Origin of the sequence: Enterobacter sp. BNK-29 (assembly GCF_048684785.1) — a bacterium.
Lineage (GTDB): Bacteria > Pseudomonadota > Gammaproteobacteria > Enterobacterales > Enterobacteriaceae > Enterobacter > Enterobacter cloacae_M.
Genome location: NZ_JBLQTU010000004.1, coordinates 389,986 through 416,174 on the forward strand (window position 1 = coordinate 389,986; position 26,189 = coordinate 416,174).

The following is a 26,189-nucleotide window of genomic DNA, read 5'->3' on the forward strand; positions in this document are numbered from 1 at the left end:
GCTTTCGCTCGCGTTGAACAAACTTTAGCCCTTGCGGCATTAGTGAAAAACAGGCAAAAATGAAAATGACTATTCACACACAGAAATAATTCGAGGTCATTATGGACCAGCTCATGGCGATGCGCGCCTTTACGCGGGTCGTGGAGTCTGGCAGCTTTACCCGCGCGGCGGACTCGCTGAATATGCCGATCGCCACGCTGAGCAAGCTGGTCAAATCGCTTGAGTCGCACCTGGAGATACGCCTTCTGCACCGCACCACTCGCCGGGTGGTCGCGACGCCTGAAGGGATGGAATACTATGAAAAAGCGCTCAGGGTGCTGATTGATATCGAAGATATCGACACCTCGTTTCGCGTTTCCCGCGCGACGCCAAAAGGGCATTTGCGGGTTGACGTGGGAGGGTCCACCGCCCGGGACGTGCTCATTCCCCTGCTTCCGGAATTTATGCAGCGCTACCCGGATATCCGCATCGACCTTGGCGTGGCCGACCGGCCGGTCGATCTCATCAGCGGTAACGTAGACTGCGTGATCCGCGGCGGGCCCCTGGACGACTCGACCCTCATCGCCCGTCATCTCGGTAACGCCGAAATGGTCACCTGCGCGACGCCGGGTTACCTGAAAAATCACGGCGTCCCGGCCTATCCGCAGGAGCTGCGCAACGGCCACAAGCTGATTAGCTATCTATCTCCCGTCACCGGACGGCCGTTTCCGTTTCGCTTCCGGCAGAACGGCGAGGCGCTGGAAATCAACATTCCGCACTATCTCGGCGTCAATGAAAGTAATGCCCATCTGGCGGCTGCCGCGGCGGGGCTGGGGATCGTTCAAACCTTTGAGTATTCGGCAAAGTCGTATTTGCAGGCGGGAACGCTGGCGGCGATCCTGGGCGACTGGCGCCCTGCCGCCTATCCGTTTCATGTGGTTTACCCGCAGAACCGGCATTTGACGCACAGGCTGAAGGTATTTATCGCCTGGCTGGCGGAGGTGTTCCCCGCCGCGCTGAAGGGGTAGCCGGGCGCGAACCCGGCTGGGGCTTAGTTAAGCTTATAGTCCAGCGTAATCTCAGCTTTCAGGAGCTGCGAGACCGGACAGCCCGCTTTTGCTTTCTGAATAATGCCGTCGAACTGCTGCGGGGCGATGCCGGGAACGGTTACCTTGCTTTTCAGGGCAACCTTAGTGATGGCGAAGCCGCCGTCGGTTTTATCCAGAGAGACGTCCGCGGTAGTATCAATGGAATCGGCGGTATAGCCCGCTTCCCCGAGCATCAGCGACAGCGCCATTGAGAAGCAGGCCGCATGTGCCGCGCCAATCAGCTCTTCGGGGTTGGTCCCCTTTTCACCCTCAAAGCGGGTATTGAAACCATAAGGCTGCTGATTGAGAACGCCGCTCTCGGTGGAAACCGTTCCTTTTCCGCGCTTAATGTCGCCAGACCAGTGTGCCGAACCGTGCTTATGAATAGTCATTCTTGCTCTCCTTTTGGCTTACAAAGGGTTAAGTATAGACTACGCATCTGCCCCTCCCTGGAACACAGACAATTCCGGGACTTTCACCTGCTGTACCAACAAAAAGGATAATGATATGGCGCTAAAAATCAGGATGGCCGTTGCCGTGACCACGCTGGCTCTGTCGCTCTCTTCACTGGCGAAAACGCCGGAGAACTTTATCTATACCAGCTCTGGCGATCTCGACGCAGCGTTTCCGCTCGTTGCGCGAAGCGATATCGGCGGCGTGCAGATCGTTTACAACTGGCGCCTGCTGGAACCCGAGAAGGACAGCTATGACTTCTCGCGGATTGAACAGGATCTGGCGCGTGTAAATGCCGCCGGAAAAAAGCTCTTCATTCAAATCCAGGATCGTTTCTTTGAGCCGGACGCCCGCTACGTTCCGGACTATCTGATGCGCGACACGCAGTACGGTGGCGGGATTGCGCCGCAGTTCGATAACCCCGGCGAAGGCAAGCCGGTCGGTTCAGGGTGGGTGGCGCGTCAGTGGGATCCTGCCGTACGCCAGCGCTATCAGGCGCTGCTGGCCGCCCTCGCGAAACGCTTTGATGGCGAGGTGTATGGTGTAAACCTGCCCGAAACCGCCATTGATATCGACGGAAAAAATCCGCCCGCCGGATTTACCTGCGACAGCTATTTCGCGGGTGAAATGGAAAACCTGGCCTTTGCGCGAAAGGCTTTTCAGAAATCACACGTGGTGCAGTACGTGAACTTCTGGCCGTGCGAATGGGATAATGACCACAACTACATGGGGCGTCTGTTTGCGTATGCCAGCGCCAACAATATCGGCCTGGGTGGGCCGGACATTGTTCCCAACCGCAAGGCACACATGAAGAATGCCTATCCCTTCTTTAATAAAAATAAACAGACGCTGCCGCTCATCGCCATGGCGGTTCAGGAACCGACCCTGACCTATAAGGATCCTCAGACCGGAAAACCGTTCACCAAAGCGGAATTTGTCCGCTTCGGCGAAAGTTATCTCGGTGCCGATATTATTTTCTGGAGCACGACGTCTCCCTGGCTAAAGGCGAAGTAATCCCTTCTTATGCCAGGTAGCGCGACACTTCGTCAAGGAACACGCGCAGCGCGGCAGGCTGGTATTCCCGGGACTGATAAATGCCATGGATGGCAAGCGGTTTCGGCTCAAGCGCCTCCAGCACCGGCACCAGTAATCCCAGTTCCAGCGCGGCAGACGCTTCGCGCTCCGGCAGCATAGCGATGCCGCAGTGCTTAATCGCCGCGTCCATCAACAGCGAAGAGATGCTGGCGCTCAGGTTGCCGCTGACGGCCACGCTCAGGTTTTCCCCTTCCGGCGTCAGAAAGTGCCAGGACTGCCCGGCGAAAAAGCTGTAGTGCAGACAGTTGTGCTGCGCTAATTCTTCGGGGCTGACGGGGATACCGTGCTGTGCCAGATACGCCGGCGAGGCGCAGAGCACCGAGCGACATTCCCCCAGCCGGCGGGCAATCATGCCGGGTTCGGGGTTGTCGGTAATGCGCACGGCGACATCAATGCGCTCTCCCACCAGGCTGACCGGGTGGTTATTCACGTCCAGCTCGATGCGCAGCTGCGGGTAGCGCAAGAGCAGACCGGGCAGGACCGGCGCAATCAGGTGCATGGCGGTAAAATGGGCGCAGGCCACCCGCAGCGTGCCGGACGGCAGATCTTTCTCCGACTGGCCCTCGATTTCCTGCGAAATCTGCGAGAGCGTCCGCGTTTTTTGCAGCACCTTTTCCCCTGCCGCGGTCAGCGTCAGCTTGCGCGTGGAGCGGTTTACCAGCCGCGTTCCCGCCCACTTCTCCATTTGTTCAAGGTAGCGGCTCACCATCGGTCGGGAAATGCCCAACGCGCGGGCCGCCGCGCTCAAACTGCCCAGCTCGCATATCCGGTTGTAGACCTGAGCGGCGATAACGCGATCCATAAAAGCTCCATTTGCTCGATTTATGAAACTAAGCATGTCTTGTTTCAGGAATTCTGGCAAATGCGAATATCCGTACAATAGAGACATTCCTGAACAACAGAGACAACAGCATGAAATTCACTCACCTTGCCCTGCTTTCCAGCCTTTTCACGCCGGCGATTTTTGCCGCGCCGTTGACCATCGATACCTATAACCCGCAGGAAAAAGGCATTTTCCCGGTCTCCTCCACGCTGGTTTCCGGCCCGAAAGAGGCGGTGCTGTTTGACGCGCAGTTCAGCGTCAAGGATGGCGAAGCGCTGGTAGAAAAAATCCGCCGCAGCGGTAAAACCCTGAATAAGATTGTGATCACCTCCGGCGATCCGGATTTCTATTTTGGCCTGCAGCCGCTGGTCAAAGCCTTCCCGAATGCCAAAGTGGTGGCCACACAGCATGTGGTTGACCATATTAAAGCCACCAAAGACGCCAAGCTCGCCTTCTGGGGGCCGCAGATGAAGGACGGCGCGCCAACGGAGCTGGTTGTCCCGCAGGTGCTTGCCTCCACCACGTTCATGGTTGACGGGGAAAAGGTCGATATCGAGCAGCCAGACAGCTACGCGGCCTATGTGTGGATCCCGTCAGCAAAAACGATCCTCGGCGGCACCGGGGTAGCCTGGGGTATTCACGTCTGGACGGCAGACACCCAGACGCCGGAAAGCCGCAAGCAGTGGCAGGAAACGCTGGAGAATATGGCCGCGCATAAACCTGAGCGCGTGATCCCGGGCCACTATCTGGGCACCCCACCAGCGGGTACTGGCGCGATTGAGTTTACCCGCGACTATCTGCAGCGCTTTGAAAAGGCTTTAGCCGCGCATAAAGATTCCGCAGGCGTTATCAATACCCTGAAAAAACAGTATCCGGGCCTGGCTGATGAAAGCTCGCTGGAATTAAGCGCCAAAGTGAATACTGGCGAAATGAAGTGGTAATTTAAAAACGGCTCCTGCTATATTTCCGCGATAGCAGGAGCCCCGCCAAAATATCCCCGCCGTTACCCGTCGATATAGCCACACCTTTTAAAAGTGCATAAAAGCATGCACTTATGTCATTTTTATTTCTAAGATGAATCTGAACCACAACCGGGAAAATATTTGCCATTCTGTTTATGAATTAAATTTTTTGCGAGCCGTACCATTAAACAGACAACGACACGGAGGCAGCATGTTTACTTATTACCCGGCTAATACCGCAGCAGCACAACCTGAACTCGTTAACGCGATTGCGCAGGGTCTTCACGCCGAGCACGGTGCTGTGACTGAAGATGACATTTTGATGGAACTGACCAAATGGGTGGAATCCACGGATAATGACATCCTCAGTGACATCTACCAGCAGACTATTAACTACGTCGTCAGCGGGCAAAACGCACCCTTGTAAAAACCTGCTAAGCTGGATCTGCAACCTAAGGGGTTACATTTCGTTTGCGTAAGCAAACTGGTCCTTAAAACTATCAACAGGATTGAGGAGTTAACATGAAATCGAACCGTCAGGCACGCCATATTCTGGGACTGAACTACAAGCTTTCAAATCAGCGTAAAGTGGTGATTGAAGGCGACCACGAAACGCAGGTCACGCACGCCACCGGCAGAAAACGCCACGCCGGCAAGTAAGTTCCAGACTGAGATCCAGAACACCATCGGTAATCCCGATGGTGTTTTTGTTTATGTGTTGCGGTAATTAATATTTAGCTCCTTTATAATACCGCCTGACCGCACCCCATCGCACAGGCCAGAAAGATGACAAACAGCAGTGTCAGGGACGGATCTTCATAAAAAGAGTGAGTGACATGGACAACAAACTGAAAAAACATCGTTCCTTATACATCCCATACGCCGGACCGGTTTTACTCGAATTCCCCCTGCTCAACAAAGGCAGCGCCTTCAGCATGGAAGAGCGCAGCAGCTTTAACCTGCTGGGTTTACTGCCAGAAGTGGTTGAAACCATTGAAGAACAGGCGGAGCGTGCGTGGATCCAGTATCAGGGTTTCAAAACCGAAATCGACAAGCACATCTACCTGCGCAACATTCAGGACACCAATGAAACCCTCTTCTATCGCCTGGTGCAGAACCATCTCGAAGAGATGATGCCGGTGATCTACACCCCGACGGTGGGTGCGGCCTGCGAGCGTTTCTCAGAGATCTACCGTCGTTCACGCGGGGTTTTCATCTCCTATCAGAACCGTCACAACATGGACGATATTCTGCAGAACGTGCCGAACCACAATATCAAAGTGATTGTGGTGACCGACGGCGAACGTATTCTCGGCCTCGGCGACCAGGGCATTGGCGGGATGGGGATCCCAATAGGTAAACTCTCTCTCTACACCGCCTGCGGCGGCATCAGCCCGGCGTATACCCTGCCGGTGGTGCTGGACGTCGGGACCAACAACCAGCAGTTGCTCAACGATCCGCTCTATATGGGCTGGCGCCATCCGCGCATTACCGACGACGAGTACTATCAGTTTGTCGACGACTTCATCCAGGCCGTGAAGCACCGCTGGCCGGACGTTCTGCTGCAGTTTGAAGACTTCGCGCAGAAAAACGCGATGCCGCTGCTGAACCGCTATCGCGATGAAATCTGCTCTTTTAACGACGACATCCAGGGCACCGCAGCCGTGACCGTGGGTACGCTTATCGCCGCCAGCCGCGCAGCAGGCAGCCAGCTGAGCTACCAGAAAATCGTCTTCCTGGGCGCAGGCTCTGCGGGCTGTGGCATCGCCGAGCAGATCATCGCCCAGACGCAGCGCGAAGGCTTAAGCGAAGAGCTGGCCCGCTCCCGCGTCTTTATGGTTGACCGTTTCGGCCTGCTGACCGACGCTATGCCGAACCTGCTGCCGTTCCAGAACAAGCTGGTGCAGAAGCGCGAGAACCTGAAAAACTGGGATACCGACAACGAAGTCCTTTCCCTGCTGGACGTGGTGCGCAACGTGAAGCCGGATATTCTGATCGGCGTTTCCGGGCAAACCGGCCTCTTCACCGAAGAGATCATTCGCGAGATGCACAAGCACTGCGAACGCCCTATCGTGATGCCGCTTTCCAACCCGACCTCCCGCGTGGAAGCGACGCCGCAGGACATCATCGCCTGGACCGAAGGTAACGCGCTGGTTGCGACCGGCAGCCCGTTCGACCCGGTGGTGTGGAAGGATAAAACCTATCCGATCGCCCAGTGCAACAACTCTTACATCTTCCCGGGTATTGGTCTGGGCGTGATCGCCTCCGGCGCGTCCCGCATTACAGATGAGATGCTGATGTCGGCGAGCGAAACCCTCGCGGGCTACTCGCCGCTGGTCAACAACGGTGAAGGGCTGGTGCTGCCGGAGCTGAAAGACATCCATAAGGTGTCGCGCGCTATCGCGTTTGCGGTAGGTAAAATGGCGCAGCAGCAGGGCGTGGCGGTGAAAACCTCTGCCGACGCGCTGCAGCAGGCCATCGACGACAACTTCTGGAAACCTGAATACCGCAGCTATCGCCGTACCTCGATTTAATTCATTACGACCGGTCCCTCTCCCTTCGGGAGAGGGAATTAGATTCGTCCCCCACTAGCCAAACCCCTTTTCCCCCGCTACACTCCCTTCATCCATTAACCTACTGAATATATAAGGAGGCCAATTATGCTGTACTGTGAAATTTTCAATGTTTCACATACATTTGGTGATCGCACCAGCTCAAGCGTTATCGGTATCGTGCTGCGATAACTTCTGCTTGAGCGAAGACACCAACCCCTGAAATCCCTTCTCTCGGGCTTACTGAGTTATCGTCAGCGATGTTTGACGAGGCATAAACATGCCTGTAACTCTTGGGTAAGCAACAATGAGCACTTTACTCACTGCACAATCTTTACGCGTTGATACGGCGTTTGGCACGCTCTTCGACTCACTCTCCTTTACGCTGAAAAAAGGCGACCGCATTGGCCTGCTGGGCGACAACGGCTGCGGCAAAAGCACGCTGCTGAAGGTGCTGGACGGCACTGACTCCCCCGCTGTCGGTACGGTCGCGCTGGCCGGGCACTGCCTGATGGCGCGCGTTGAGCAACATCTCCCGGACGCCATTTTCCCGCTGACCATGCTGGATGCCGTACTCGCACAGCTGCCTTTTGCCGAGCGCGATAGCCTGCGCTGGAAAGCCGAAACGCTGCTGGCGAGCATGGGCTTCACGCCGCAGGATATGATGCTGCAATCCGCCACGCTGAGCGGCGGACAGCACACGCGCCTGCTGCTGGCGCGGGCGCTGATTCATGAGCCGGATCTGCTCCTGCTCGATGAACCCAGCAACCACCTTGATTTGCCGACCATGCTCTGGCTAGAACACTTTCTGCAGAACTGGTCAGGCAGCTTCGTGCTGGTCTCCCATGACCGACAGCTGCTGGATGCCGTCACTAACGGCAGCTGGATCCTGCGCGATAAAACGCTGCACTACTTCGCCCTTCCCTGCACGGCCGCCCGCAAGGCGCTTGAAGCAAAGGATGAAAGCGACGCGCAGCGCCACAAGGCGGAGCAAAAGGAGATCGACCGCGTGACCGCCAGCGCGAAGCGGCTGGCGACCTGGGGCAAGGTTTACGACAACGAAGACCTGGCCCGCAAAGCAAAACAGATGGAAAAACAGGTCGAACGGCTGAAGGAGAGCCAGACGGCGCTCACGGCAGGCAGCCAGTGGACGTTAACCCTGCGCGGCGACGCGCTGCGGGCCGACCGTCTGCTGGAGATGGAAAACCTCGATGTGCCTCCTGCGCCAGGCCTGCCGGCCTTGTTCAAAATCGAAATGGCGCGGCTAAAAAGCGGCGATCGCGTGGCGATTGTCGGTCGTAACGGCTGCGGCAAATCGTCGCTGATGAGGCTTATCTGGCAACAGTTTGCCGATGAGTCCGCAGAAAGCGGGTTGAAAATCCATCCGCGCGTGTCGCCAGGCTATTACGACCAGACGCTTCACCAGCTTGCGGACAACGCCACGCTGCTCGACGCGCTGGAGCCTTTCGCACCGGATCCGCAGAACCGCAAAATGGCGCTGATAAGCGCGGGTTTCCCGTGGGCGCGTCACGGGCAAACGGTCAGCACGCTCAGCGGAGGCGAACGCTCGCGCCTGCTGTTCGTTGGCCTGACGCTTGCCCGCTATAGCCTGCTGATGCTGGATGAGCCGACCAACCACCTCGACATGGAAGGCAAAGAGGCGCTGGCGCAAACCCTTCAGCAGTTTGAAGGCGGCGTGCTGCTGGTCAGCCATGATCGTCAGTTAATTAGCCAAAGCTGCAACCGTTTCTGGCTGATTGAAGAGGGAAAGCTGAGCGAGTGGCACGATGCAGAAGCGGTGTTTGAGCGCCTGCGTGAAAGCGCGGGGCTGGCGACATCCACCGCGCCCGTCATCGACGCTGCGACGGTTCAACCCTCGCCGTATGACGATCTGCTCGAACGGCTGGTCGCGCTGGAAACGCTGCTGGAAGACGATCTGGCGCGTAAGCCGAAGCATCAAAAGCCGCATCTGCAGGCGCAATGGCGTAAAGAGATAGAGGAGATAGAGGCACAGCTGTAAGTCTGCGCCCGGCGAGTCTCTCGTCGGGCCAGTATTTTCCCCCTAAATTATTAGAGGAACGCCGTATTCTTATTCTGAAAATGGATTAAATAATGACATTATGTTGCCGTTGCCTTGCATTACAGCGCCAAACCACTAATCCTTGAGGGGTATTACACCTGCTATGCAGATACTCATCATGAACAAGGAGATACACATGAAGGCTGCTGTTGTCACTCAGGATCATCAGGTTAATGTCACTGAAAAAACCTTACGCCCGCTAAAGCACGGGGAAGCCCTGCTGAAGATGGAATGCTGCGGCGTATGCCATACCGACCTCCACGTGAAGAACGGTGATTTTGGCGATAAAACCGGGGTTATCCTGGGCCACGAAGGGATTGGTATCGTAAAAGAAGTCGGCCCCGGCGTGAAGTCGCTGAAAGTCGGCGATCGCGCAAGCGTGGCCTGGTTTTTCGAAGGCTGCGGCCACTGCGAATACTGTAATACCGGCAACGAAACCCTGTGCCGCGACGTGAAAAACGCCGGTTACTCCGTTGACGGCGGCATGGCGGAAGAGTGCATCGTCACCGCTGACTACGCCGTAAAAGTGCCGGACGGTCTGGAATCCGCTGCGGCCAGCAGCATCACCTGCGCTGGCGTCACCACCTACAAAGCGGTGAAGGTGTCGGGTATTAAACCGGGCCAGTGGATCGCAATCTATGGTCTGGGCGGTCTGGGCAACCTTGCGCTGCAGTACGCCAAAAACGTCTTTAACGCCAAGGTAATCGCTCTCGACGTTAACGACGAACAGCTGAAGCTGGCGGCCAGCATGGGTGCGGATTTAACCATCAACTCCCGCAGCGAAGACGCCGCGAAAATTGTGCAGGAGAAAACCGGCGGCGCGCATGCCGCAGTCGTTACTGCCGTCGCAAAAGCGGCCTTTAACTCAGCCGTTGACGCCGTGCGTGCCGGTGGCCGCGTGGTCGCGGTTGGCCTGCCGCCGGAAGCGATGAGCCTCGACATTCCGCGTCTGGTGCTGGACGGCATCCAGGTGGTAGGTTCCCTGGTCGGCACCCGTCAGGATCTGCAGGAAGCTTTCCAGTTCGCCGCTGAAGGTAAGGTGGTGCCGAAAGTCACGATGCGTCCAATCGAGGACATCAACGCCATCTTTAAAGAGATGGAACAGGGCCAGATCCGCGGCCGTATGGTGATCGACCTACGTTCATAATCGTTCATTTTTCATTACCGCTCCTCGCTGGGGCGGTTTTTTTATAGCCATTTTCCGGCAATCCTTATCTTAATTCCTTTGTTCCCTTGTTTTCCCCCGCGCCCGATGATGAATCCGACGCTAACAAGAAGATAACAAAGGAATTCACCATGCAAACCCCATTTCGTCTGCCGCTGCTGACGGCGCTGATTCTGGCGACAACCGCAGCCTGGGCAGCAGATGCGCCCGTCAAAGGCGGCACGCTGATTTATCTGGAGCAACAGGCGCACACCAACCTCTATCCGCCTGCCGGTGGCTTTTACCCGAACGGCGGCATTCTGAATCAAATCACCGACAAACTGACGTGGCAGAACCCAAAGACGCTGCAGGTCGAACCCTGGGTGGCAGAAAGCTGGACCACCAACGCCGATAAAACCGAATACACCTTTAAGCTTCGTCCCGGCATCACCTTCTCCGACGGCACGCCGCTGGACGCCAACGCCGTGGCGAAAAACTTTGATACCTACGGTTCAGGCAATAAGGCGCAGCGCCTGCCGGTGTCAGAAGTGATCAATAACTACGATCGCAGCGAAGTCATCGACCCGCTGACCGTGAAGTTCTACTTCAAAAAACCGTCGCCGGGGTTCCTGCAGGGCACCGCCACCATTGGCTCGGGTCTGGTCTCGCTCAGCACGCTAAAGCGCAACTTCGAAGAGCTGGGAGATGCCCGCCACATCATCGGTTCCGGCCCGTTTGTGGTGAAGGACGAGAAGCTGGGACGTGAAGTGACGCTCGAAGCCCGCAAAGACTACCAGTGGGGACCGAAAAACCTGGCGCAGCAGGGGCCCGCTAATCTCGACGGCATCAAGTTTATCGTGACCCAGGAAGACAGCGTGCGTGTCGGCGCCCTGCTGGCGGGTCAGGCCGACTTTATTCGCCAGGTGCAGGCGTATGACGAAAAGCAGGCGACAGACCAGGGCTATAAGATCTACGCCGCCCCGACCCGCGGGGTGAACGACAGCATCAGCTTCCGCCCGGATAACCCTCTGGTCGCCGACGTTCGCGTTCGCCAGGCGCTGCTGCATGCCACCAATGCAAAACAGGTAGTCGAGACCCTCTTCTCGGCCAACTATCCGCAGGCGAAGTCCGTGATTGCCGGTTCCGCCGCAGGCTTTGTCGATCTCAGCGACAAATTGACCTTTGACCCGGCAAAAGCCAACCAGCTGCTGGACGAGGCGGGCTGGAAAGCAGGCGGCGACGGGATCCGCGCCAAAGACGGCCAACGTCTGGCGCTGACGGTGTATGAATCCCTGCCGCAGCCGCAAAACAAAGAGGTACTGCAGCTGGTTGCCCAGCAATGGCGACAGGTGGGCGTGGCGCTGAGCGTCAAAGCCGGAGACGCAGGCAGCCGCACGCTGGATAACCTTGACCCGCTGAAAACCCCGTTAACCGTCTCCGAAGTAGGCCGCGCCGATCCGGACGTGGTGAAAAGCATGTTCTACCCGGCTAACCGCGACGCGCTGCTGCAAAAAGGCGGATCCAGCGACAAGGTCAAAAACTTCCGTGACGACAAGCTGAATGAACTGCTGGTGAACATCTCCGCTGAGGTCGATCCGCAAAAACGCCTGCAGCTGGCGGGGGACGCCCAGCGCTACCTGCTGGATAACGCCTACGTCATTCCGATTTTCGAGGAGCCGCAGGTCTTTGCCGGCGCACCGTGGCTGAAAGGCGTCAATTTTGAAGCGGTAGGCCGCCCGTCGTTCTACGGCGCGTGGATTGAGAAACACTGAGGAGCTGACGATGCGCCACGCACTTCTTCAACGCTTTGGGCACGGGCTGCTGGTACTTTGGGCCGCCTTTACCCTCTCGTTCGTGTTGCTCCAGGTGCTGCCGGGCGACGCGGTGCTGATTAAATTTCAGAACCCGGACCTGGGCTTAAGCCCGGCGCAAATCGAGGAGATGCGCGTGGCCTACGGCGCGGACAGCCCGCTGTGGCAACAATACGGCCACACGCTGCTGGCGATGCTGCGCGGGGATTTCGGCTATTCGCTACAGGCCGGCGTGCCGGTCAGCGAGCTGATTGCCAGCAATCTGCCGGATACCCTGAGCCTCGCCCTGCCCGCGTTTGTGCTCGCGGTCCTGCTGGCCTTTGCGCTGGCCTTTGCATCCCGTCTGCCGGGTCTGCGCTGGCTGAGCAATACCCTTCAGTCTCTGCCGGTCCTGTTTATCTCCTTACCAACGTTCTGGCTGGGGATTGCCCTCATCCAGCTTTTTTCTTTTCAGCTGCGGCTGATCCCGGTGATTAACCCGACGCCGCTGCAGGGGCTGATCCTGCCGATCGTGACCGTCGCGATCCCGATCTCCGCCCCGCTGGCGCAAATTCTGATGCGCAGCCTGGACCAGGTGGCGACGCAGCCGTTTGTCGCCGTCGCCCGGGCCAAAGGGCTGAGTGAAACCGCCGTCCTGTGGCGCCACGTTACCGGCAACGCCCTGCTGCCGGTCCTGAACATTGCCGGGCTGCTGTTGGGCGAGCTGATTGCCGGGGCGCTGATCACCGAAACCGTTTTTGGCCGCAGCGGGCTCGGGCAGCTGACCCAGCAGGCGGTGAATAATCAGGATATCGCCGTACTTCAGGCGGTGGTCATGATTTCCGCCCTCGGTTTTGTCCTGATCAATCTGCTGGTGGATCTGCTGATGCCGCTGCTGGATCCCCGTCTGCAAACCGTTACCGGAGGTGCATCATGAGTCTGGTCGATTACGCGGCCGCCGCGCGAAAACGCGTTCCAGCGTGGCAGGGCGTGGAATGGCAGCCGGGGCTATGGCTGGCGTGGGCGGTGATTATTCTCGCCGCTTTTGCCGCCGTGGCGCCCGGCCTGTTAACCCACTTCAGCCCGATTGAAGGCATCGCCGGGGCACAGCGCCTGGCACCGCAGGCCGGTCACTGGCTCGGGACCGATCAGCTTGGCCGGGATGTTTATACGCGTATCGTTTATGGCGCCTCCCACTCCCTGAGCGCGGCGCTGGCCGCCGTGGCGATGGGTCTGGTGGTTGGCACCGGTTTAGGGGTGGTTGCCGGGGCGTTCGCCGGACGCGTCGAGTCTCTGCTGATGCGCTTCGTCGACGTGCTGCTGTCCATCCCGTCTCTGCTGCTCTCGCTGACGGTGATTATTCTGCTCGGGTTTGGCACCGTTAACGCCGCGATTGCCGTCGGCGTTGCCTCCATTGCCAGCTTCGCCCGCCTCGCGCGCGGTGAAGTGGTGCGCATCCGCCACACGGATTACGTCGAGGCGGCGTTCGGCAGCGGCGGGACGTTTTTCGCCGTGCTGTGGCGACACATCCTGCCCAACGCGTTAACCGCCGTACTCGCCTTTGCCACGCTGCAGTTTGGTCAGGCCATCCTGGCGCTCTCCACGCTGAGCTTTCTCGGCTACGGCACCCCGCCGCCCGTGCCGGAATGGGGCTTACTGATTGCCGAAGGCCGTAACTATCTCTCTACCGCCTGGTGGCTCACCACCTTCCCCGGCGTGGTCGTCATCGCCGTGGTGCTGGCCACCAACCGTATCAGCCAACAGTTCAGCGGAGGTCGCTAATGACCGTGCTCTCAGTAGAAAATTTGTCGATTAGCTACCGTACCGCGCGCCAGTGGCGAGAGGTGGTGCATAACGTCAGCTTCACGCTCGGACGGGGGGAAATGCTGGCGTTCGTCGGCGAATCCGGATCCGGCAAGACGACCACGGCGCAGGCAATCATTGGCCTGCTGGCCGATAACGCCCGGCGCGATGCGGGAAAAATATCGCTCAACGGCGAGGAGATTAGCCGATGGTCCGCTAAGCGTCTCGATACCCTTCGCGGGGCGCGAATTAGCCTGGTACCGCAGGATCCGGGTAATTCGCTCAACCCGGTGAAGACCATCGGTGCACAGGTCGGAGAAATTATTCATCTACACCACAAGGTGACCCGCGCCGAGCGCGACGAGCAGGTGCTCGCCCTGCTGACAAAGGTCGGCCTGAGCCACCCCGAACAGCGCATGACGCAGTATCCCCATCAGCTCTCCGGCGGGATGAAACAGCGCGTGCTGATTGCCATCGCCATTGCCCTGCGTCCGGACGTGATCGTTGCCGATGAGCCCACCAGCGCGCTGGATGTGACGGTGCAAAAACGCATTCTCGATCTGCTGGATATCCTGCGCCGGGAATCGGGTACCGCCGTTCTGTTTGTCACCCACGATCTGGCGCTGGCCGCACAGCGCGCGGACAGGCTGCTGGTGTTTCGCGATGGCGAGGTTCAGGAACAGGGCAACACCGCCGATATCGTCCGCACGCCGCAGCACGCCTACACCTGCCAGCTGTTGAGCGATCTCCAGGGACAGCGCCTGACCATCGCCCCGGTGGCCGGTCGGCCGCTCGCGTCCCCGGCCATTCGCGCCCGCGCCATCAGCAAGCAATTCTCCCTGGGCAAAGGTCATCAGCTTCAGGCGCTGGATCGGGTAACGTTTGACGTCAGGCGCGGCAGCACGCATGCGCTGGTCGGTGAATCCGGCTCCGGGAAAACCACCCTCGCCCGTATTTTGCTGGGTTTTGAACAGGCCGACAGCGGACAGGTCGTCATTGATGATATTGATGCCACCGAGCTCAGCCGCGAGGCACGCCGTCAGCTGCGCCAGAAGATCCAGTTTGTCTACCAGAACCCGTTTGCCTCTCTCGACCCGCGTCAGACGCTGTTTGACATCATCGAAGAGCCCCTGAAGAACTTTTCTCGCCTCGGTAAGGCGCAGCGAAAGGTCCGGGTGGAGACCGTGGCGCAGCGGGTTGCCCTGCCCGTCGAACTCCTGACCCGCACCGCCCGTGAGCTATCAGGCGGACAGCGGCAGCGCGTTGCCATCGCCCGGGCGCTGATCCTGGAGCCGACCATTCTGGTGCTGGACGAAGCCACCTCCGCGCTGGACGTCACCGTGCAGGCGCAGATCCTGGCTCTGCTTCAGCAGCTGCAGCAGCAGCTGGGATTGACCTACCTCTTTATCACGCACGATCTGTCTACCGTCCGCCGGATCGCCCACAGCGTCACGGTGCTGCGCGGCGGTCAGGTGGTCGAACAGGGCGACGTCGGAACCTTATTCGCGTCTCCGCAGAACGACTATACCCGCGAGTTGATTGACGCCATTCCCCATTTTTCACCCGCTACGGAGGAGTTCGCATGACGCGAAAACGCCTGGGATTTTTCACCCGCCTGCTTGACGACGCTACGCCGAAGGAGCGCTATCGTCTGGCAACTGAACAGATCCGCCACGCCGAACGCCACGGTTTTGACAGCGCCTGGATTGCCCAGCACCACTTCCACGAAAGTGAAGGCGGCCTGCCGTCGCCGCTGCTGTTTCTGGCGCACGTCGCCGCGCATACCGAAACCATCCGACTGGGCACGGCTATCATCACCCTGCCGATGGAAAACCCGCTGCGCGTCGCGGAAGATGCCGCCGTGCTCGATTTACTCGCCGATGGTCGTCTTGAGGTCGGTTTTGGTTCGGGCGGCACACCGACCTCATTTCTGCCGTTCGGCCTGACGTTTGAGGAGCGCGGCGCGGCCTTTGCTGACCATTTGCATGTGATCCAGAGCGCCTGGCGCGGGGATTCGCTGACCCATCCGGATAACCACCTTTACCCGCCGGCGCCACAGCTTGCCGACCGTATCTGGATTGCCACCTTCTCTGTGGACGGAGCCGTTCGCGCCGCCCGGGCCGGACACGGTTTAATGCTCTCCCGCACGCAGCCGCGCCCGGCAGATCGGCTGGATTTAACGCTCGACGAGATCCAGAACCCGATTGTGGATGCCTACCTCGATGCGCTGCCTGAGGGCATCACACCGCGCATTCTGGCCTCCCGTACGGCGTTCGTCGCCGACAGCGACGACTATGCGCTCAGGGTCGCGACGCCGGGCCTTACGAAACAGGCCCAGCAGCATCGCGCTGCCGGGCACGTAGTTAAAGGTGACAACGTCACCGATTATCGCCGCCAGTTTGACGCCCATGTTGGTTCGCCCGATACGGTGCTGAATTCTCTAAATGCTGACTCCATTCTCAGGCGCGCCACGGATATCTCATTCCAGGTCCATTCGGTCGAACCCACGCATCGCGACACACTGCGGTCCATCGAACTGATCGCCGAACGTATTGCCCCCCACATCCTTTGAGGAGAACACCTATGTCGTTAAGTCAGGACATTCTCGCCGAGCTGGCGGAAATTAAACCCGGTTCCCCTCTGGCAGAGGCGCGCGCCACGCGTGATGCCGCCACGCGCCACGCGCAGGGCAGCTACGAAATCCTGTTTAGCCAGCAGGATGCTGATTTTGCACTGGACGAGCGCTTCGCCGTGGCGGCAAAAGTCGCCAGGTGGCACAGCGCGGAGGCGCTGGCCGCGCACTATGCGGGGTTTGGCCTGGCCGATCCCACCTCAGAACGCCTGACCCCGGCGCTGAACTTCGCGCGCCTGCTGACGTTCTCCCCCGTCGAAGCGACGCCCGCAGCGTTAAAAGCGCTGACCCAGGCGGGATGGAGCAAGGAAGGCATTGTTACCCTGGCGCAGCTTATTGCGTTTGTAAGCTTCCAGAGCCGACTCATCACCGGGCTGCGGCTGCTGAACGACAGGCCCGTCGCCAAAAGCGATGCGCCGGTGGCGGCAGGCGTCTGGCACACGACCGCAACAACGGTCACCGGGAAGGCGGCCCCCGTCGCGTTTACCCAGCAGGAGCTGGGATGGGAACCGTGGATAGCGGCCAAACCGCTGGCGGATTTCCGTGACGATGAGGTAGCCATCCTGACGAAATTTGGCCATACCGATTCCGACTACTTCCGCCTGCTGGCGCGCAACCTGCCGGTGCTTGAACAGCGCACGTTAACGGATAAAGGGATTTTTTATACATCGGGAGGATTGCCGCGCGCCGAGCGCGAGCTGGCCGCAACGGTCGCCAGTAAAATCAACGGCTGCATTTACTGCGCATCTGTCCATGCGCGTAAAGCCAGCCAGCTGTCAAAGGATGACGCGGCGGTAGAAGCCCTGCTGGCCGTGAGGCCGGGGCGGTCCCTGAGCGAGGGGCAATCCGCACGCTGGCAGGCGGAAATCGATTTTGCGGCGGCGCTGTCGGTCACGCCGCCTGCCGCCACGCCGCTGCATCTTGCCGCGCTGGAAAAAGAGGGGCTGGATACCTTAGCGCAGCTTGATCTGGTGCAGTCCGCCGCGTTCTTCGCCTGGGCCAACCGCCTGATGCTGACCCTGGGTGAGCCCTGGCTTGCCTGAAATCTGTCAGGCTAGCGCGCGAGCGTTAGCCTGAGCCCGTCTGGCCCGCAGGTGACCGTAGATCAGCAGTGCGCTCATGGCCGAGAAAGAGAGTATTGCCGCCGGCAGCGTGACGTAACGCCAGCTAAAGCCGAGGACAATCATCATTCCGCCAAAGTACGCGCCAATCGCACTGCCGAGATTAAACGCCATCTGTCCCCCTGCCGCCCCCAGCATCTCACCGCCCTTCGCATTTTGCAGAAGCAGAATTTGTAGCGGCGCAGAGAGCGCGAACAGCCCGGCGCAGCAGATAAAGCCCATGACCAGCGAGGCCGTTTTCAGTTCACCAAAGGCGAAAAGCAGCAGCAGCGAGGCGACAATCACCATGTCGGTGGTGGCCGCAATGCGCAGCGGGCTAAAACGCCCCGAGAGCTTACCGCTCAGCAGATTGCCCAACACCATGCCAAGCCCCATCAGCATCATGATGGCCGTCATCATCCCTTCTGAATAACCGGAAACGTTGACCATAAACGGCTTAACGAAGCTGAACCATGCGAACACCCCGGCGTTGCCAAACATGGTGGCGGCAAAAATCAGCCAGGGTTCTGGTTTTTTCAGAAAGTGGAACTGCTCGGTCAATTTGATTTCTGAAGTGTCGCGGATGTCCGGCACCCAGAGCAGCACCGAGAGGATCACCAGCGCATCGAACACGGCAATCAGAAAAAAGGTATAACGCCAGCTGAACTGGTGCCCGAGCCAGGTCCCCAGCGGAACGCCCACCAGGTTGGCCACGGTCATGCCGGCGATCATCCCTGCCACCGCGACGGTCACCCTACCCGGTGGCGCAATTTTAGACAGGATAATCGCCCCGACGCCAAAAATAGCCCCGTGCGGAAAGCCGGAGATCAGCCGCCCCACCGCCAGCCAGAAATAGGACGTGGAAAACGTGAACAGGGCATTGCCGACAGCGGACATCGCCACCAGAAACAGCAGCGTGGTCTTTAACGAAAACTTGCCTGAGAACAGCGCCACAATCGGGGCGCCAATCACCACGCCGAACGCATAAAACGAGATCATATTCCCGGCGGAGGGAATCGAAATACCGGTGTCATGTGCCAGCTCGGTTAACACGCCCATAATGCCAAATTCGGCCATTCCCAGGCCAAATGTGCCAAGCGCCAACGAAAAAATTGTCTTTTTCATACTTCAACCACTGGTTAATCACACGCGACGGACATTATTGAATAATCTTGTATGGTGAGCCAGCTCAAATCCGCCGGCTGGCAGGTTAATCCATTAATTCAGGAGTTTTCTCCCATTGCTACGAGGCGGGAATGGCAAACAAAAAGCCCCGACTGGTGTCAGGGCTTCAAAGGGTTTAAGGTTTAGCTTTTACAGTTCGCTTTCTGCCGCTGATTTAGCGCGTGTAATAGCGCCAGCATTGAAAATTGGGTGCTCGTGATTGTTCGTTATGTCACGAACGCGGTAGATTTTCCATGCATCACCTTCACGACGAAGAAATACTTCAAGATGTATGCTTCTCCCGTCACCTGCCCCCTCAATGACCTGGACTACTTCACCGTTTAAAAATGGTCTTGCGTTCCCCACTCGCAACGCAGGTATCCATTCGCGAGAGTAATCCTGGGTATACGTAAAATAATCAGATTCGATTAACTCTTGTTCAGAGATTTCCTGAATGGTGCTAATGCGAGCAATAGTATCAGCAGAAACATATTTACGCAGTGCGTCGGCAGGATAAGGTCTGGCTTCATCGCTGCCGAATGCGGAAAGATAGGATTTATAAAATGATTCGGTAGCGTCTTGCGCACTCTGATCTTGACTGACAGCCGAACTACATCCCACCAGCAGCATAACGAATGATAAAAATATCCTTTTCATCAGTGCATCCTGTAAATTTTAAAGGATGGTTGCATTTTGCGGTATCCAGGCCCCGGATACATGCTTTTTTGAACAAAGTCAGAAATCCACTGTGTACCGTCATACATAGTCATGTGACCTATGCCATTTCCGCCAGGATACGGCTGTATCACAGCCACATCGCCAGAAATTAAAGTAGAACCGGGCGGCAGTTCACTGAACCCAGCACGTAATAACTGCACCCCATAATCTTTTGCATAATCTGTGTTCGGCACCTTAACGCCTCCAGCCAGAATGGCCAGGCGGGTAAACTTAGCACATTCACTATGAGAGTGCCCCAGAGCGTGTGAACGGAGATACGAAACCGCAGCTTCTTTATTCCAACTCATTCTTAGTTCCTTTAAGTAAATAAAAATGAAATTATTACTCTAACCACATATTGCGTGTGGGTTTAAAAGTGCTGATTTTATTGCATCTACATAGGGGAATGGGTGCTAAACACCTTCGCGAATACCTCAGTATCTGCTTAAAAAAAGTGTTGTGAAATTAATTACCTAAAAAAATTACGCATAATATCAGGTGGATTACACTTCATAGTGCGGCCTCGCTTTTTTCCGCGCCGGACAATCTGAGGATGACCATCATGGGAAACAAAAAGAAAACCAGTGTCGTTGTTGATGTCGTAAAGAATGCACCGTTAAAGACCAAAGAGTATGAAAAAGAGCTACGTCGCCTCCACGTTGAACTGGTTAAGCTCCAGCAGTGGGTCGTCGCCAAAGGGCTAAAAGTGTGTATTGTTTTTGAAGGACGCGACGGTGCCGGTAAAGGCGGCACCATTAAAGCGATCACCGAGCGCGTCAGCCCTCGCGTGTTTCGCGTTGTTGCCCTCCCTGCACCCACCGAGAAAGAGAAAACCCAGCTCTATTTTCAACGTTATGTTCCCCATCTGCCTGCCGCCGGTGAGATCGTCATATTCGACCGAAGCTGGTACAACCGCGCGGGCGTCGAGCGGGTAATGGGATTCTGCACCCCCGAGCAGGTTGAGAAGTTTCTTGATGGTGCGCCGGTGATGGAAAAAGCGATGGTGGATGCCGGGATTATCCTGCTGAAGTACTGGCTGGAGGTCACGCCTAAAGAGCAGGAGCGCCGCCTGCGCGACCGTATTAACGATGGTCGTAAAATCTGGAAGCTATCGCCGATGGATATTAAGTCCTTTAACCTGTGGGACGAGTATACTCTCGCGCGCGACGCCATGTTTGAAGCGACAGATACAGCATGGGCGCCGTGGTTTGTCGCACGTTCAGAAGATAAAAAACGCGTGCGCCTGAATATTATTTCGCACCTGCTCACCCAAATTCCCTATAAAGAAATTCACGTCGAAAAGGTGGATTTACCGAAACGTAAAATTGGTAAAGTCAAACCCACAAAATATCCGTTCCGGTATGTGGAAGAGCGGTTCTGAAATTACTGGAATACGCCTCGCAGAATGTAGATTACCAGGGGATACGGTATTGTTTTTTGTTGGCTGCGGTTGATAATGACCGCACCAAAAAAGGAGCTAAAAATGAAGCCAAACCGAAACAAAGACTATGGCAAAAGGGAGAGCATGGCGAGTGGAGTCTCCCGCGAGGCCCCTACACCAGAGGCGCGAAGACGAGAGCATCAGCAAGATAAAGAATTGATAAGAGCCATGAATGAATTTACGGCTAAAGCGGGATTATTATCAGACGATCCTTTCTTTGGAGGGATTTAATGTGCTTTCAGTTTGACGTTTACCGTAACCCTTCAGAAAGAACACGGGACTACCAGCCTTATTTTATGATAATTCAACATGACTATTATGATGATTTATCAACAAGACTGATTATTCCATTAAGCTACCATAGCTATCTACGTGGACATATCAATGCCGCGATGCCTTTAGTGAATATTGATTTCGAACGATATTTCCTCAACACCGCTGGCATAACACACGTGGAGAAACAGAAACTAAATAATAAAGATTATGTATGTAATCTTCGCAGCGCGAGAAGTACTGTTATCGCGGCGATAGATGCGTTAGTGACCAATACATAACGTAGGCCCGCGCAAGCGCAGCGCCGCCGGGCAAAGCCGACGGCTCAGGTCTTACTTAATTCCTTCCGTGCTTTCCTGTTTCGCTTCCAGTCGCTCCACATCACGATACCAGCGCGGGTGGTGTTTCTGCGCCCAGCGGCGGCTCACCTTCCCTTCAATCATCCCTTTAATCGATCCTTTTACCCAGAACGCCATATACATATGGATCAGGATGGCGTGGATAAGAATGATGGCCGACGTGGCGTGGATCAGCAGTGCGTAGCGAATCACCTGAATCGGGAAGTAGTGCGCAAAATACGGACGCCAGATAATCACGCCGGTCACCAGCAGCACAAAAATCATACTCATGATGGTCCAGAACATCATCTTCTGTCCGGCGTTGTATTTCCCCACCTTCGCGACCTTATGCTCGTTGCCCTTCAGGACTTCGACGATCCCTTTCACCCACGGGATATCCTGCCTGTCCGGGATGTTGTAATGGACAAAGCGCACGAACATAAACATCAGCACCACAAAAATCAGCACGCCAAAGAACGGATGCAGAATGCGCCCCATCTGCGGCGTGCCGAAGGTTTCGGTCAGCCACTGCAACGTCGGGAAGAAGAACGATATCCCCGACACAGCCACCAGGAAGAAGCAGATCACCACCGTCCAGTGACAGGCGCGGTCGATAAACTTTGTGCGCACAATCATTTTCGACTTACTCATGGTGTTCCTCCTCGTCGTCATCCACCTCTTTGTTCGGCCCGATCCCGATGTAGTGATAAATCAGCCCGGCAAAGGTGGCGATAAAGCCCGCCGCCGAAAGCGGCTTAAGCGCACCTTTCCACAGGTTGATGGAGGTATCGATCGCCGGATCCTTCGGCAGGTTGTGGTACAGCTCAGGCTGGTCGTTATGGTGCAGCACATACATCACGTGCGTACCGCCCACGCCCTGCGGGTTATAAATGCCCGCATTCTCGTAGCCGCGCGCTTTCAGCTTGTCCACTCGCGCCTGCGCCACGTCCAGCATCTCTTTTTTGGTGCCGAAGTGGATCGCCCCTGTCGGACAGGTTTTCACACAGGCAGGCTCCTGCCCGACGCTGACGCGGTCCACGCACAGGGTGCATTTATATACCCGATTATCCTCTTTATTGAGGCGCGGGATATTAAACGGACAGCCCGCGATGCAGTACCCGCAGCCGATGCAGTTGTCCTGCTGGAAGTCAACGATCCCGTTGGCGTACTGGATAATCGCGCCGCCAGACGGGCACGCCTTCAGGCAGCCCGGATCTTCACAGTGCATGCAGCCGTCTTTGCGAATCAGCCACTCCAGCCTGCCGTTCTGCTCGGTTTCGCTAAAGCGCATTACCGTCCAGGATTTGGCGCTCAGATCCGCCGGATTGTCGTAGACCCCCACGCAGTGCCCCACCTCGTCGCGGATATCGTTCCACTCCGAGCACGCCACCTGGCAGGCCTTGCAGCCCACGCAGGAGGAGACGTCGATAAGCTTAGCGACCTCTGCCTTGTAGTCCCGCGCGCGGGGCGCGGGGGTCATCGGGTTGGTCGCGGAGCGTTTGATAACGTCTTGTGTTTCCATCGCCATTTAATCGCTCCTTACGCTTTCTCGATGTTGACCAGAAACGCCTTGTACTCCGGCGTTTGCGAGTTGGAATCGCCGACGTTTGGCGTCAGGGTGTTGGCGATGTAGCCTTTCTGCGCCACGCCCTCAAAGCCCCAGTGCAGCGGGATCCCGACGGTTTCCACCTGCTGTCCGTGCACGTTCAGGCTTTGAAGACGACGGGTCACCACCGCCACCGCGCGAATAAAGCCACGCTTGCTGCTCACCTTCACGCGGTCGCCGTTGGCGATGCCTTTCGCCTTCGCCAGCGTCTCGCTGATCTCCACAAACTGTTCCGGCTGCGCGATGGCGTTAAGCCGCGCGTGCTTGGTCCAGGTATGGAAATGCTCGGTCAGGCGGTAGGTTGTTCCTACGTACGGGAACTTGTCCTTTTTGCCGAGGCGCAGGACGTCCTCTTCGTAGATACGCACGACCGGGCTGGAGATGACGTTTGGATGCAGCGGGTTGGTGCCCAGCGGCGTTTCCATCGGCTCGTAGTGTTCCGGGAACGGCCCTTCTGCCAGCTTGTTGAGGGCAAACAGGCGTCCCAGCCCTTCCGGCTGCATGATGAACGGCCCGGTGTTGCTGCCCGGCGCGGCGGTGTTGTAGTCCGGGATATCGTTCCCCGTCCATTTCGCCCCGTTCCACTGGATCAGCATGCGTTTCGGATCCCACGGCCTGCCGTTTACGTCAGCAGACGCACGGTTGTACAGCACGCGACGGTTCAGCGGCCACGCCCATGCCCAGCCCAGCGTATTGCCCAGCCCGGACGGATCGGCGTTGTCGCGGTTGGCCATCTGGTTGCCCTGCTCCGTCCAGCTGCCGGTGTAGATCCAGCAGGACGACGCCGTCGTGCCGTCGTCGCGCAGCAGCGCGAAGCTGTTCAGCAGCTGGCCTTTCTTCGCCACCAGGTTGCCGCTAGCGTCATAGAGATCCGCCAGCGCCACGCCGTTGTTCTCTTTTGCGACCTCTTCAGACTCAGGATGGTCCGGCTGCTTGTAGTGCCAGCCCATTTTCAGCAGCGGCTCAGCGCCTTTGCCGCCTTCGGTGCGGTACATCTCGCGCAGGCGGTGGTAAATCCCGGCGAGGATCTCACCGTCATTACGCGCTTCGCCCGGCGCATCCTGACCTTTCCAGTGCCACTGCAGCCAGCGGCCGGAGTTTGCGATGGAACCGTCTTCTTCTGCAAAGCAGGTAGACGGCAGGCGGAACACTTCGGTCTGAATCGACGCCGGATCGACATCATTCGATTCCCCGTGGTTCTGCCAGAAGGTGGACGTTTCGGTCACCAGCGGATCGATAACCACCATGTACTTCAGCTTGCTCAGGCTGCGAACGACTTTGTTTTTGTCCGGGAAGGAGGCCACCGGGTTAAAGCCCTGGCAGATATACCCCGTGACGCTACCCTTATCCATCATGTTGAAATACTTGATGACGTCGTACGCCTGGTCCCACTTCGGCAGCCACTCAAAGCCCCAGTCGTTCTCCTTCTGCGCCGCATCGCCGTAGAAGGATTTCATCAGGCTGACGTAGAACTTCGGATAGTTGCTCCAGTAGTTCACCTGGTCCGGCAGCGTCGCTTTCGGCGTATTGGCCTCAAGATACGTTTGCAGATCGGCCTGCTTTTCAGACGGCAGCGTCAGGTAGCCCGGCAGGCTGGTCGAGAGCAGACCAAGGTCGGTGAGCCCCTGAATATTTGAGTGACCGCGCAGCGCGTTCACGCCGCCGCCCGCCATCCCCATGTTGCCGAGCAGCAGCTGGATCATCGCCATGGTGCGGATGTTCTGCGCGCCCACGGTATGCTGCGTCCAGCCCAGCGCGTAGAGGAACGTCGTGGTTCTGTCGGCGGCACTGGTGGAGGCCAGCACTTCACACACCTTCAGGAAGTCCGCTTTCGGCGTGCCGCAGATGTTTTCCACCACGTCCGGCGTATAGCGGGAAACGTGCTGCTTCAGCAGGTTCCACACGCAGCGCGGGTGCGTCAGGGTTTCATCACGCAGCGCGTAGCCGTTTTCATCGAACTGATAGTTCCAGGACGTTTTATCGTACTGGCGCTTTTCGGCGTCATAGCCGCTAAACAGCCCGTCATCGAAGGCAAAATCATCCCGCACCAGCAGGTTTGCGTTGGTGTAGTGCTTAACGTATTCCACGTTAATTTTGTTGTTTTCGATCAGGTACAGCAGCACGCCGGACAGGAACGTAATGTCCGTGCCGGAACGGATTGGTGCATAGATATCGGCCACCGATGCCGTACGCGTAAAGCGCGGATCGACGACGATAAGCGTCGCATCGTTGTTGTTTTTCGCTTCCATCGCCCAGCGGAACCCCACCGGATGGGCTTCAGCAGCGTTACCGCCCATCACCACCACGACGTTAGCGTTTTTGATATCAACCCAGTGGTTGGTCATCGCACCGCGACCAAATGTTGGAGCAAGACTTGCTACCGTTGGTCCGTGTCAGACGCGCGCCTGGTTGTCTACCGCCAGCATGCCGAGAGAGCGCACAAATTTTTGCGTCAGCGTGCCGGTTTCATTACTCGCCGCAGAGGCGCACAGCATCCCGGTGGAAAGCCAGCGGTTAACCGTTACGCCCTGGGCGTTCTTTTCAATAAAGTTGGCGTCGCGGTCGGCTTTCATTAATTTGGCAATACGGGAGAAGGCCTCATCCCAGGAGATACGCTGCCACTTGTCGGAACCCGGCGCGCGATATTCCGGGTAGCGCAGGCGGTTTTCGCTGTGTACATAGTCCAGCAGCCCCGCCCCTTTCGGGCAAAGCGCCCCACGGCTTACCGGATGATCCGGATCCCCTTCAATATGGTAAATCGCTTCTCTGGCGTTCTTCGCGCCATCGCCCAGGCTATACATTAAAAGCCCACAACCTACGGAGCAGTATGTGCAGGTGTTACGGATCTCTTTCGCGCGCAGCAGCTTATAGTTGCGTGCCTGAGCCAGCGCCATTTTGGGAGTAAATCCCAGCATGGCTGCCGTTGTTCCGGCCATACCGCCCGCGCAGATTTTAAAAAATTGTCTGCGGCTGACGTCCATTGTTGTCCTCGTTTTCGTATGAGACTTCGCGCCGCAAACTAACAGCAAAGCCCCTGTTTTATTTGCGTCAAATCAAGGTCATCTGCCTTCACCCCCTTAATAGTCACCACCGGAACCTTTAAATACTCCTTTTTGATTAACGGTTTAAGAGAATAATTGGCGACAGCG

The 26,189-nt window shown here is 57.3% G+C and carries 25 protein-coding genes; 17 read left to right on the plus strand and 8 right to left on the minus strand.

Features of this window, described 5'->3' with window-relative positions:
• Positions 1 to 101: 101 nt before the first annotated feature.
• Positions 102 to 1,007 (plus strand): LysR substrate-binding domain-containing protein, encoded by a 906-nt coding sequence (locus ACMGGX_RS21475; protein ID WP_420298961.1) that lies wholly within the window; start codon positions 102 to 104, stop codon positions 1,005 to 1,007.
• Between the two features lie 23 nt (positions 1,008 to 1,030).
• Here the strand turns inward: ACMGGX_RS21475 and ACMGGX_RS21480 are convergent, their stop codons facing one another.
• Positions 1,031 to 1,459 carry an OsmC family protein gene (locus ACMGGX_RS21480; protein ID WP_023311893.1) on the minus strand — a complete coding sequence of 143 codons (429 nt, stop codon included), beginning with the start codon at positions 1,457 to 1,459 and terminating at the stop codon, positions 1,031 to 1,033.
• A gap of 115 nt (positions 1,460 to 1,574) precedes the next feature.
• Here ACMGGX_RS21480 and ACMGGX_RS21485 point away from each other — a divergent pair, with 115 nt between their 5' ends.
• The gene (locus tag ACMGGX_RS21485; protein ID WP_420298962.1) at positions 1,575 to 2,534 is read left to right on the plus strand and encodes a hypothetical protein; all 960 of its coding nucleotides are present in this window, start codon (positions 1,575 to 1,577) and stop codon (positions 2,532 to 2,534) included.
• Positions 2,535 to 2,541: 7 nt separating this feature from the next.
• On the opposite strand, the gene ACMGGX_RS21490 is transcribed toward ACMGGX_RS21485, so the two are convergent.
• Positions 2,542 to 3,417 carry a LysR family transcriptional regulator gene (locus tag ACMGGX_RS21490; RefSeq protein ID WP_420298963.1) on the minus strand — a complete coding sequence of 292 codons (876 nt, stop codon included), beginning with the start codon at positions 3,415 to 3,417 and terminating at the stop codon, positions 2,542 to 2,544.
• Positions 3,418 to 3,527: 110 nt separating this feature from the next.
• Here ACMGGX_RS21490 and ACMGGX_RS21495 point away from each other — a divergent pair, with 110 nt between their 5' ends.
• The 12 genes from ACMGGX_RS21495 to ACMGGX_RS21550 all read left to right on the plus strand — a co-directional run bounded on the left by ACMGGX_RS21495 (position 3,528) and on the right by ACMGGX_RS21550 (position 17,444).
• Positions 3,528 to 4,379 carry a Vmh family MBL fold metallo-hydrolase gene (locus ACMGGX_RS21495; protein WP_420298964.1) on the plus strand — a complete coding sequence of 284 codons (852 nt, stop codon included), beginning with the start codon at positions 3,528 to 3,530 and terminating at the stop codon, positions 4,377 to 4,379.
• Positions 4,380 to 4,611: 232 nt separating this feature from the next.
• Complete coding sequence (bdm, locus tag ACMGGX_RS21500) at positions 4,612 to 4,827, plus strand: biofilm-dependent modulation protein (RefSeq protein ID WP_013096534.1); 216 nt, start codon at positions 4,612 to 4,614, stop codon at positions 4,825 to 4,827.
• A 95-nt stretch (positions 4,828 to 4,922) separates the two neighbouring features.
• Positions 4,923 to 5,060 (plus strand): stationary-phase-induced ribosome-associated protein, encoded by a 138-nt coding sequence (gene sra, locus ACMGGX_RS21505; protein WP_008501714.1) that lies wholly within the window; start codon positions 4,923 to 4,925, stop codon positions 5,058 to 5,060.
• Between the two features lie 176 nt (positions 5,061 to 5,236).
• Complete coding sequence (locus ACMGGX_RS21510; protein WP_023311897.1) at positions 5,237 to 6,934, plus strand: NAD-dependent malic enzyme; 1,698 nt, start codon at positions 5,237 to 5,239, stop codon at positions 6,932 to 6,934.
• 325 nt (positions 6,935 to 7,259) lie between these two features.
• Positions 7,260 to 8,972 (plus strand): ABC-F family ATP-binding cassette domain-containing protein, encoded by a 1,713-nt coding sequence (locus tag ACMGGX_RS21515; RefSeq protein ID WP_420298965.1) that lies wholly within the window; start codon positions 7,260 to 7,262, stop codon positions 8,970 to 8,972.
• A gap of 196 nt (positions 8,973 to 9,168) precedes the next feature.
• Positions 9,169 to 10,179 carry an alcohol dehydrogenase AdhP gene (gene adhP / locus ACMGGX_RS21520; RefSeq protein ID WP_023311899.1) on the plus strand — a complete coding sequence of 337 codons (1,011 nt, stop codon included), beginning with the start codon at positions 9,169 to 9,171 and terminating at the stop codon, positions 10,177 to 10,179.
• Positions 10,180 to 10,328: 149 nt separating this feature from the next.
• Entirely contained in the window at positions 10,329 to 11,948 is a 1,620-nt protein-coding gene (locus ACMGGX_RS21525; RefSeq protein ID WP_420298966.1) for a TIGR04028 family ABC transporter substrate-binding protein, read from the plus strand.
• A gap of 10 nt (positions 11,949 to 11,958) precedes the next feature.
• A complete protein-coding gene (locus tag ACMGGX_RS21530) occupies positions 11,959 to 12,903 on the plus strand; it encodes an ABC transporter permease (RefSeq protein WP_024909556.1) in 945 nt (314 codons plus the stop codon).
• Positions 12,900 to 13,748 carry an ABC transporter permease gene (locus ACMGGX_RS21535; protein ID WP_420298967.1) on the plus strand — a complete coding sequence of 283 codons (849 nt, stop codon included), beginning with the start codon at positions 12,900 to 12,902 and terminating at the stop codon, positions 13,746 to 13,748. The genes ACMGGX_RS21530 and ACMGGX_RS21535 overlap by 4 nt, the downstream gene beginning before the upstream one ends.
• Entirely contained in the window at positions 13,748 to 15,355 is a 1,608-nt protein-coding gene (locus ACMGGX_RS21540) for a dipeptide ABC transporter ATP-binding protein (RefSeq protein ID WP_420298968.1), read from the plus strand. Before ACMGGX_RS21535 ends, ACMGGX_RS21540 begins: the two co-directional genes overlap by 1 nt.
• A complete protein-coding gene (locus ACMGGX_RS21545; RefSeq protein WP_420298969.1) occupies positions 15,352 to 16,341 on the plus strand; it encodes a putative FMN-dependent luciferase-like monooxygenase in 990 nt (329 codons plus the stop codon). The genes ACMGGX_RS21540 and ACMGGX_RS21545 overlap by 4 nt, the downstream gene beginning before the upstream one ends.
• 11 nt (positions 16,342 to 16,352) lie before the next feature.
• A complete protein-coding gene (locus tag ACMGGX_RS21550; protein WP_348561199.1) occupies positions 16,353 to 17,444 on the plus strand; it encodes an alkylhydroperoxidase domain protein in 1,092 nt (363 codons plus the stop codon).
• 6 nt (positions 17,445 to 17,450) lie between these two features.
• On the opposite strand, the gene araJ is transcribed toward ACMGGX_RS21550, so the two are convergent.
• From araJ to ACMGGX_RS21565, 3 genes are all read right to left on the minus strand, one after another.
• Positions 17,451 to 18,626, minus strand: a complete 1,176-nt coding sequence (araJ, locus tag ACMGGX_RS21555; RefSeq protein WP_348561200.1) for an MFS transporter AraJ — start codon at positions 18,624 to 18,626, stop codon at positions 17,451 to 17,453.
• 189 nt (positions 18,627 to 18,815) lie between these two features.
• The gene (locus ACMGGX_RS21560) at positions 18,816 to 19,322 is read right to left on the minus strand and encodes a YbjP/YqhG family protein (protein WP_420298970.1); all 507 of its coding nucleotides are present in this window, start codon (positions 19,320 to 19,322) and stop codon (positions 18,816 to 18,818) included.
• Complete coding sequence (locus ACMGGX_RS21565) at positions 19,322 to 19,690, minus strand: hypothetical protein (protein WP_221702299.1); 369 nt, start codon at positions 19,688 to 19,690, stop codon at positions 19,322 to 19,324. Before ACMGGX_RS21565 ends, ACMGGX_RS21560 begins: the two co-directional genes overlap by 1 nt.
• Before the next feature lie 254 nt (positions 19,691 to 19,944).
• Between ACMGGX_RS21565 and ppk2 the strand changes: the two genes are divergently transcribed.
• The 3 genes from ppk2 (at position 19,945) to ACMGGX_RS21580 (ending at position 21,377) form a co-directional block, all read left to right on the plus strand.
• A complete protein-coding gene (gene ppk2, locus ACMGGX_RS21570) occupies positions 19,945 to 20,763 on the plus strand; it encodes a polyphosphate kinase 2 (protein WP_348561201.1) in 819 nt (272 codons plus the stop codon).
• Positions 20,764 to 20,865: 102 nt separating this feature from the next.
• Positions 20,866 to 21,054, plus strand: a complete 189-nt coding sequence (locus tag ACMGGX_RS21575) for a hypothetical protein (protein WP_181595058.1) — start codon at positions 20,866 to 20,868, stop codon at positions 21,052 to 21,054.
• Positions 21,054 to 21,377 carry a CcdB family protein gene (locus ACMGGX_RS21580; RefSeq protein ID WP_045619889.1) on the plus strand — a complete coding sequence of 108 codons (324 nt, stop codon included), beginning with the start codon at positions 21,054 to 21,056 and terminating at the stop codon, positions 21,375 to 21,377. The genes ACMGGX_RS21575 and ACMGGX_RS21580 overlap by 1 nt, the downstream gene beginning before the upstream one ends.
• A 51-nt stretch (positions 21,378 to 21,428) precedes the next feature.
• Here the strand turns inward: ACMGGX_RS21580 and fdnI are convergent, their stop codons facing one another.
• Genes fdnI through fdnG form a run of 3 tightly spaced genes read right to left on the minus strand, consistent with a single transcriptional unit; the run spans position 21,429 to position 26,021 of the window.
• A complete protein-coding gene (gene fdnI, locus ACMGGX_RS21585) occupies positions 21,429 to 22,085 on the minus strand; it encodes a formate dehydrogenase-N subunit gamma (RefSeq protein ID WP_420298971.1) in 657 nt (218 codons plus the stop codon).
• Positions 22,078 to 22,962, minus strand: coding sequence for a formate dehydrogenase subunit beta (gene fdxH / locus ACMGGX_RS21590; RefSeq protein ID WP_420298972.1), 885 nt, complete (start codon positions 22,960 to 22,962; stop codon positions 22,078 to 22,080). The genes fdnI and fdxH overlap by 8 nt, the downstream gene beginning before the upstream one ends.
• 11 nt (positions 22,963 to 22,973) lie before the next feature.
• Positions 22,974 to 26,021, minus strand: coding sequence for a formate dehydrogenase-N subunit alpha (gene fdnG, locus ACMGGX_RS21595; RefSeq protein ID WP_420298973.1), 3,048 nt, complete (start codon positions 26,019 to 26,021; stop codon positions 22,974 to 22,976).
• Between the last annotated feature and the right edge of the window lie 168 nt (positions 26,022 to 26,189).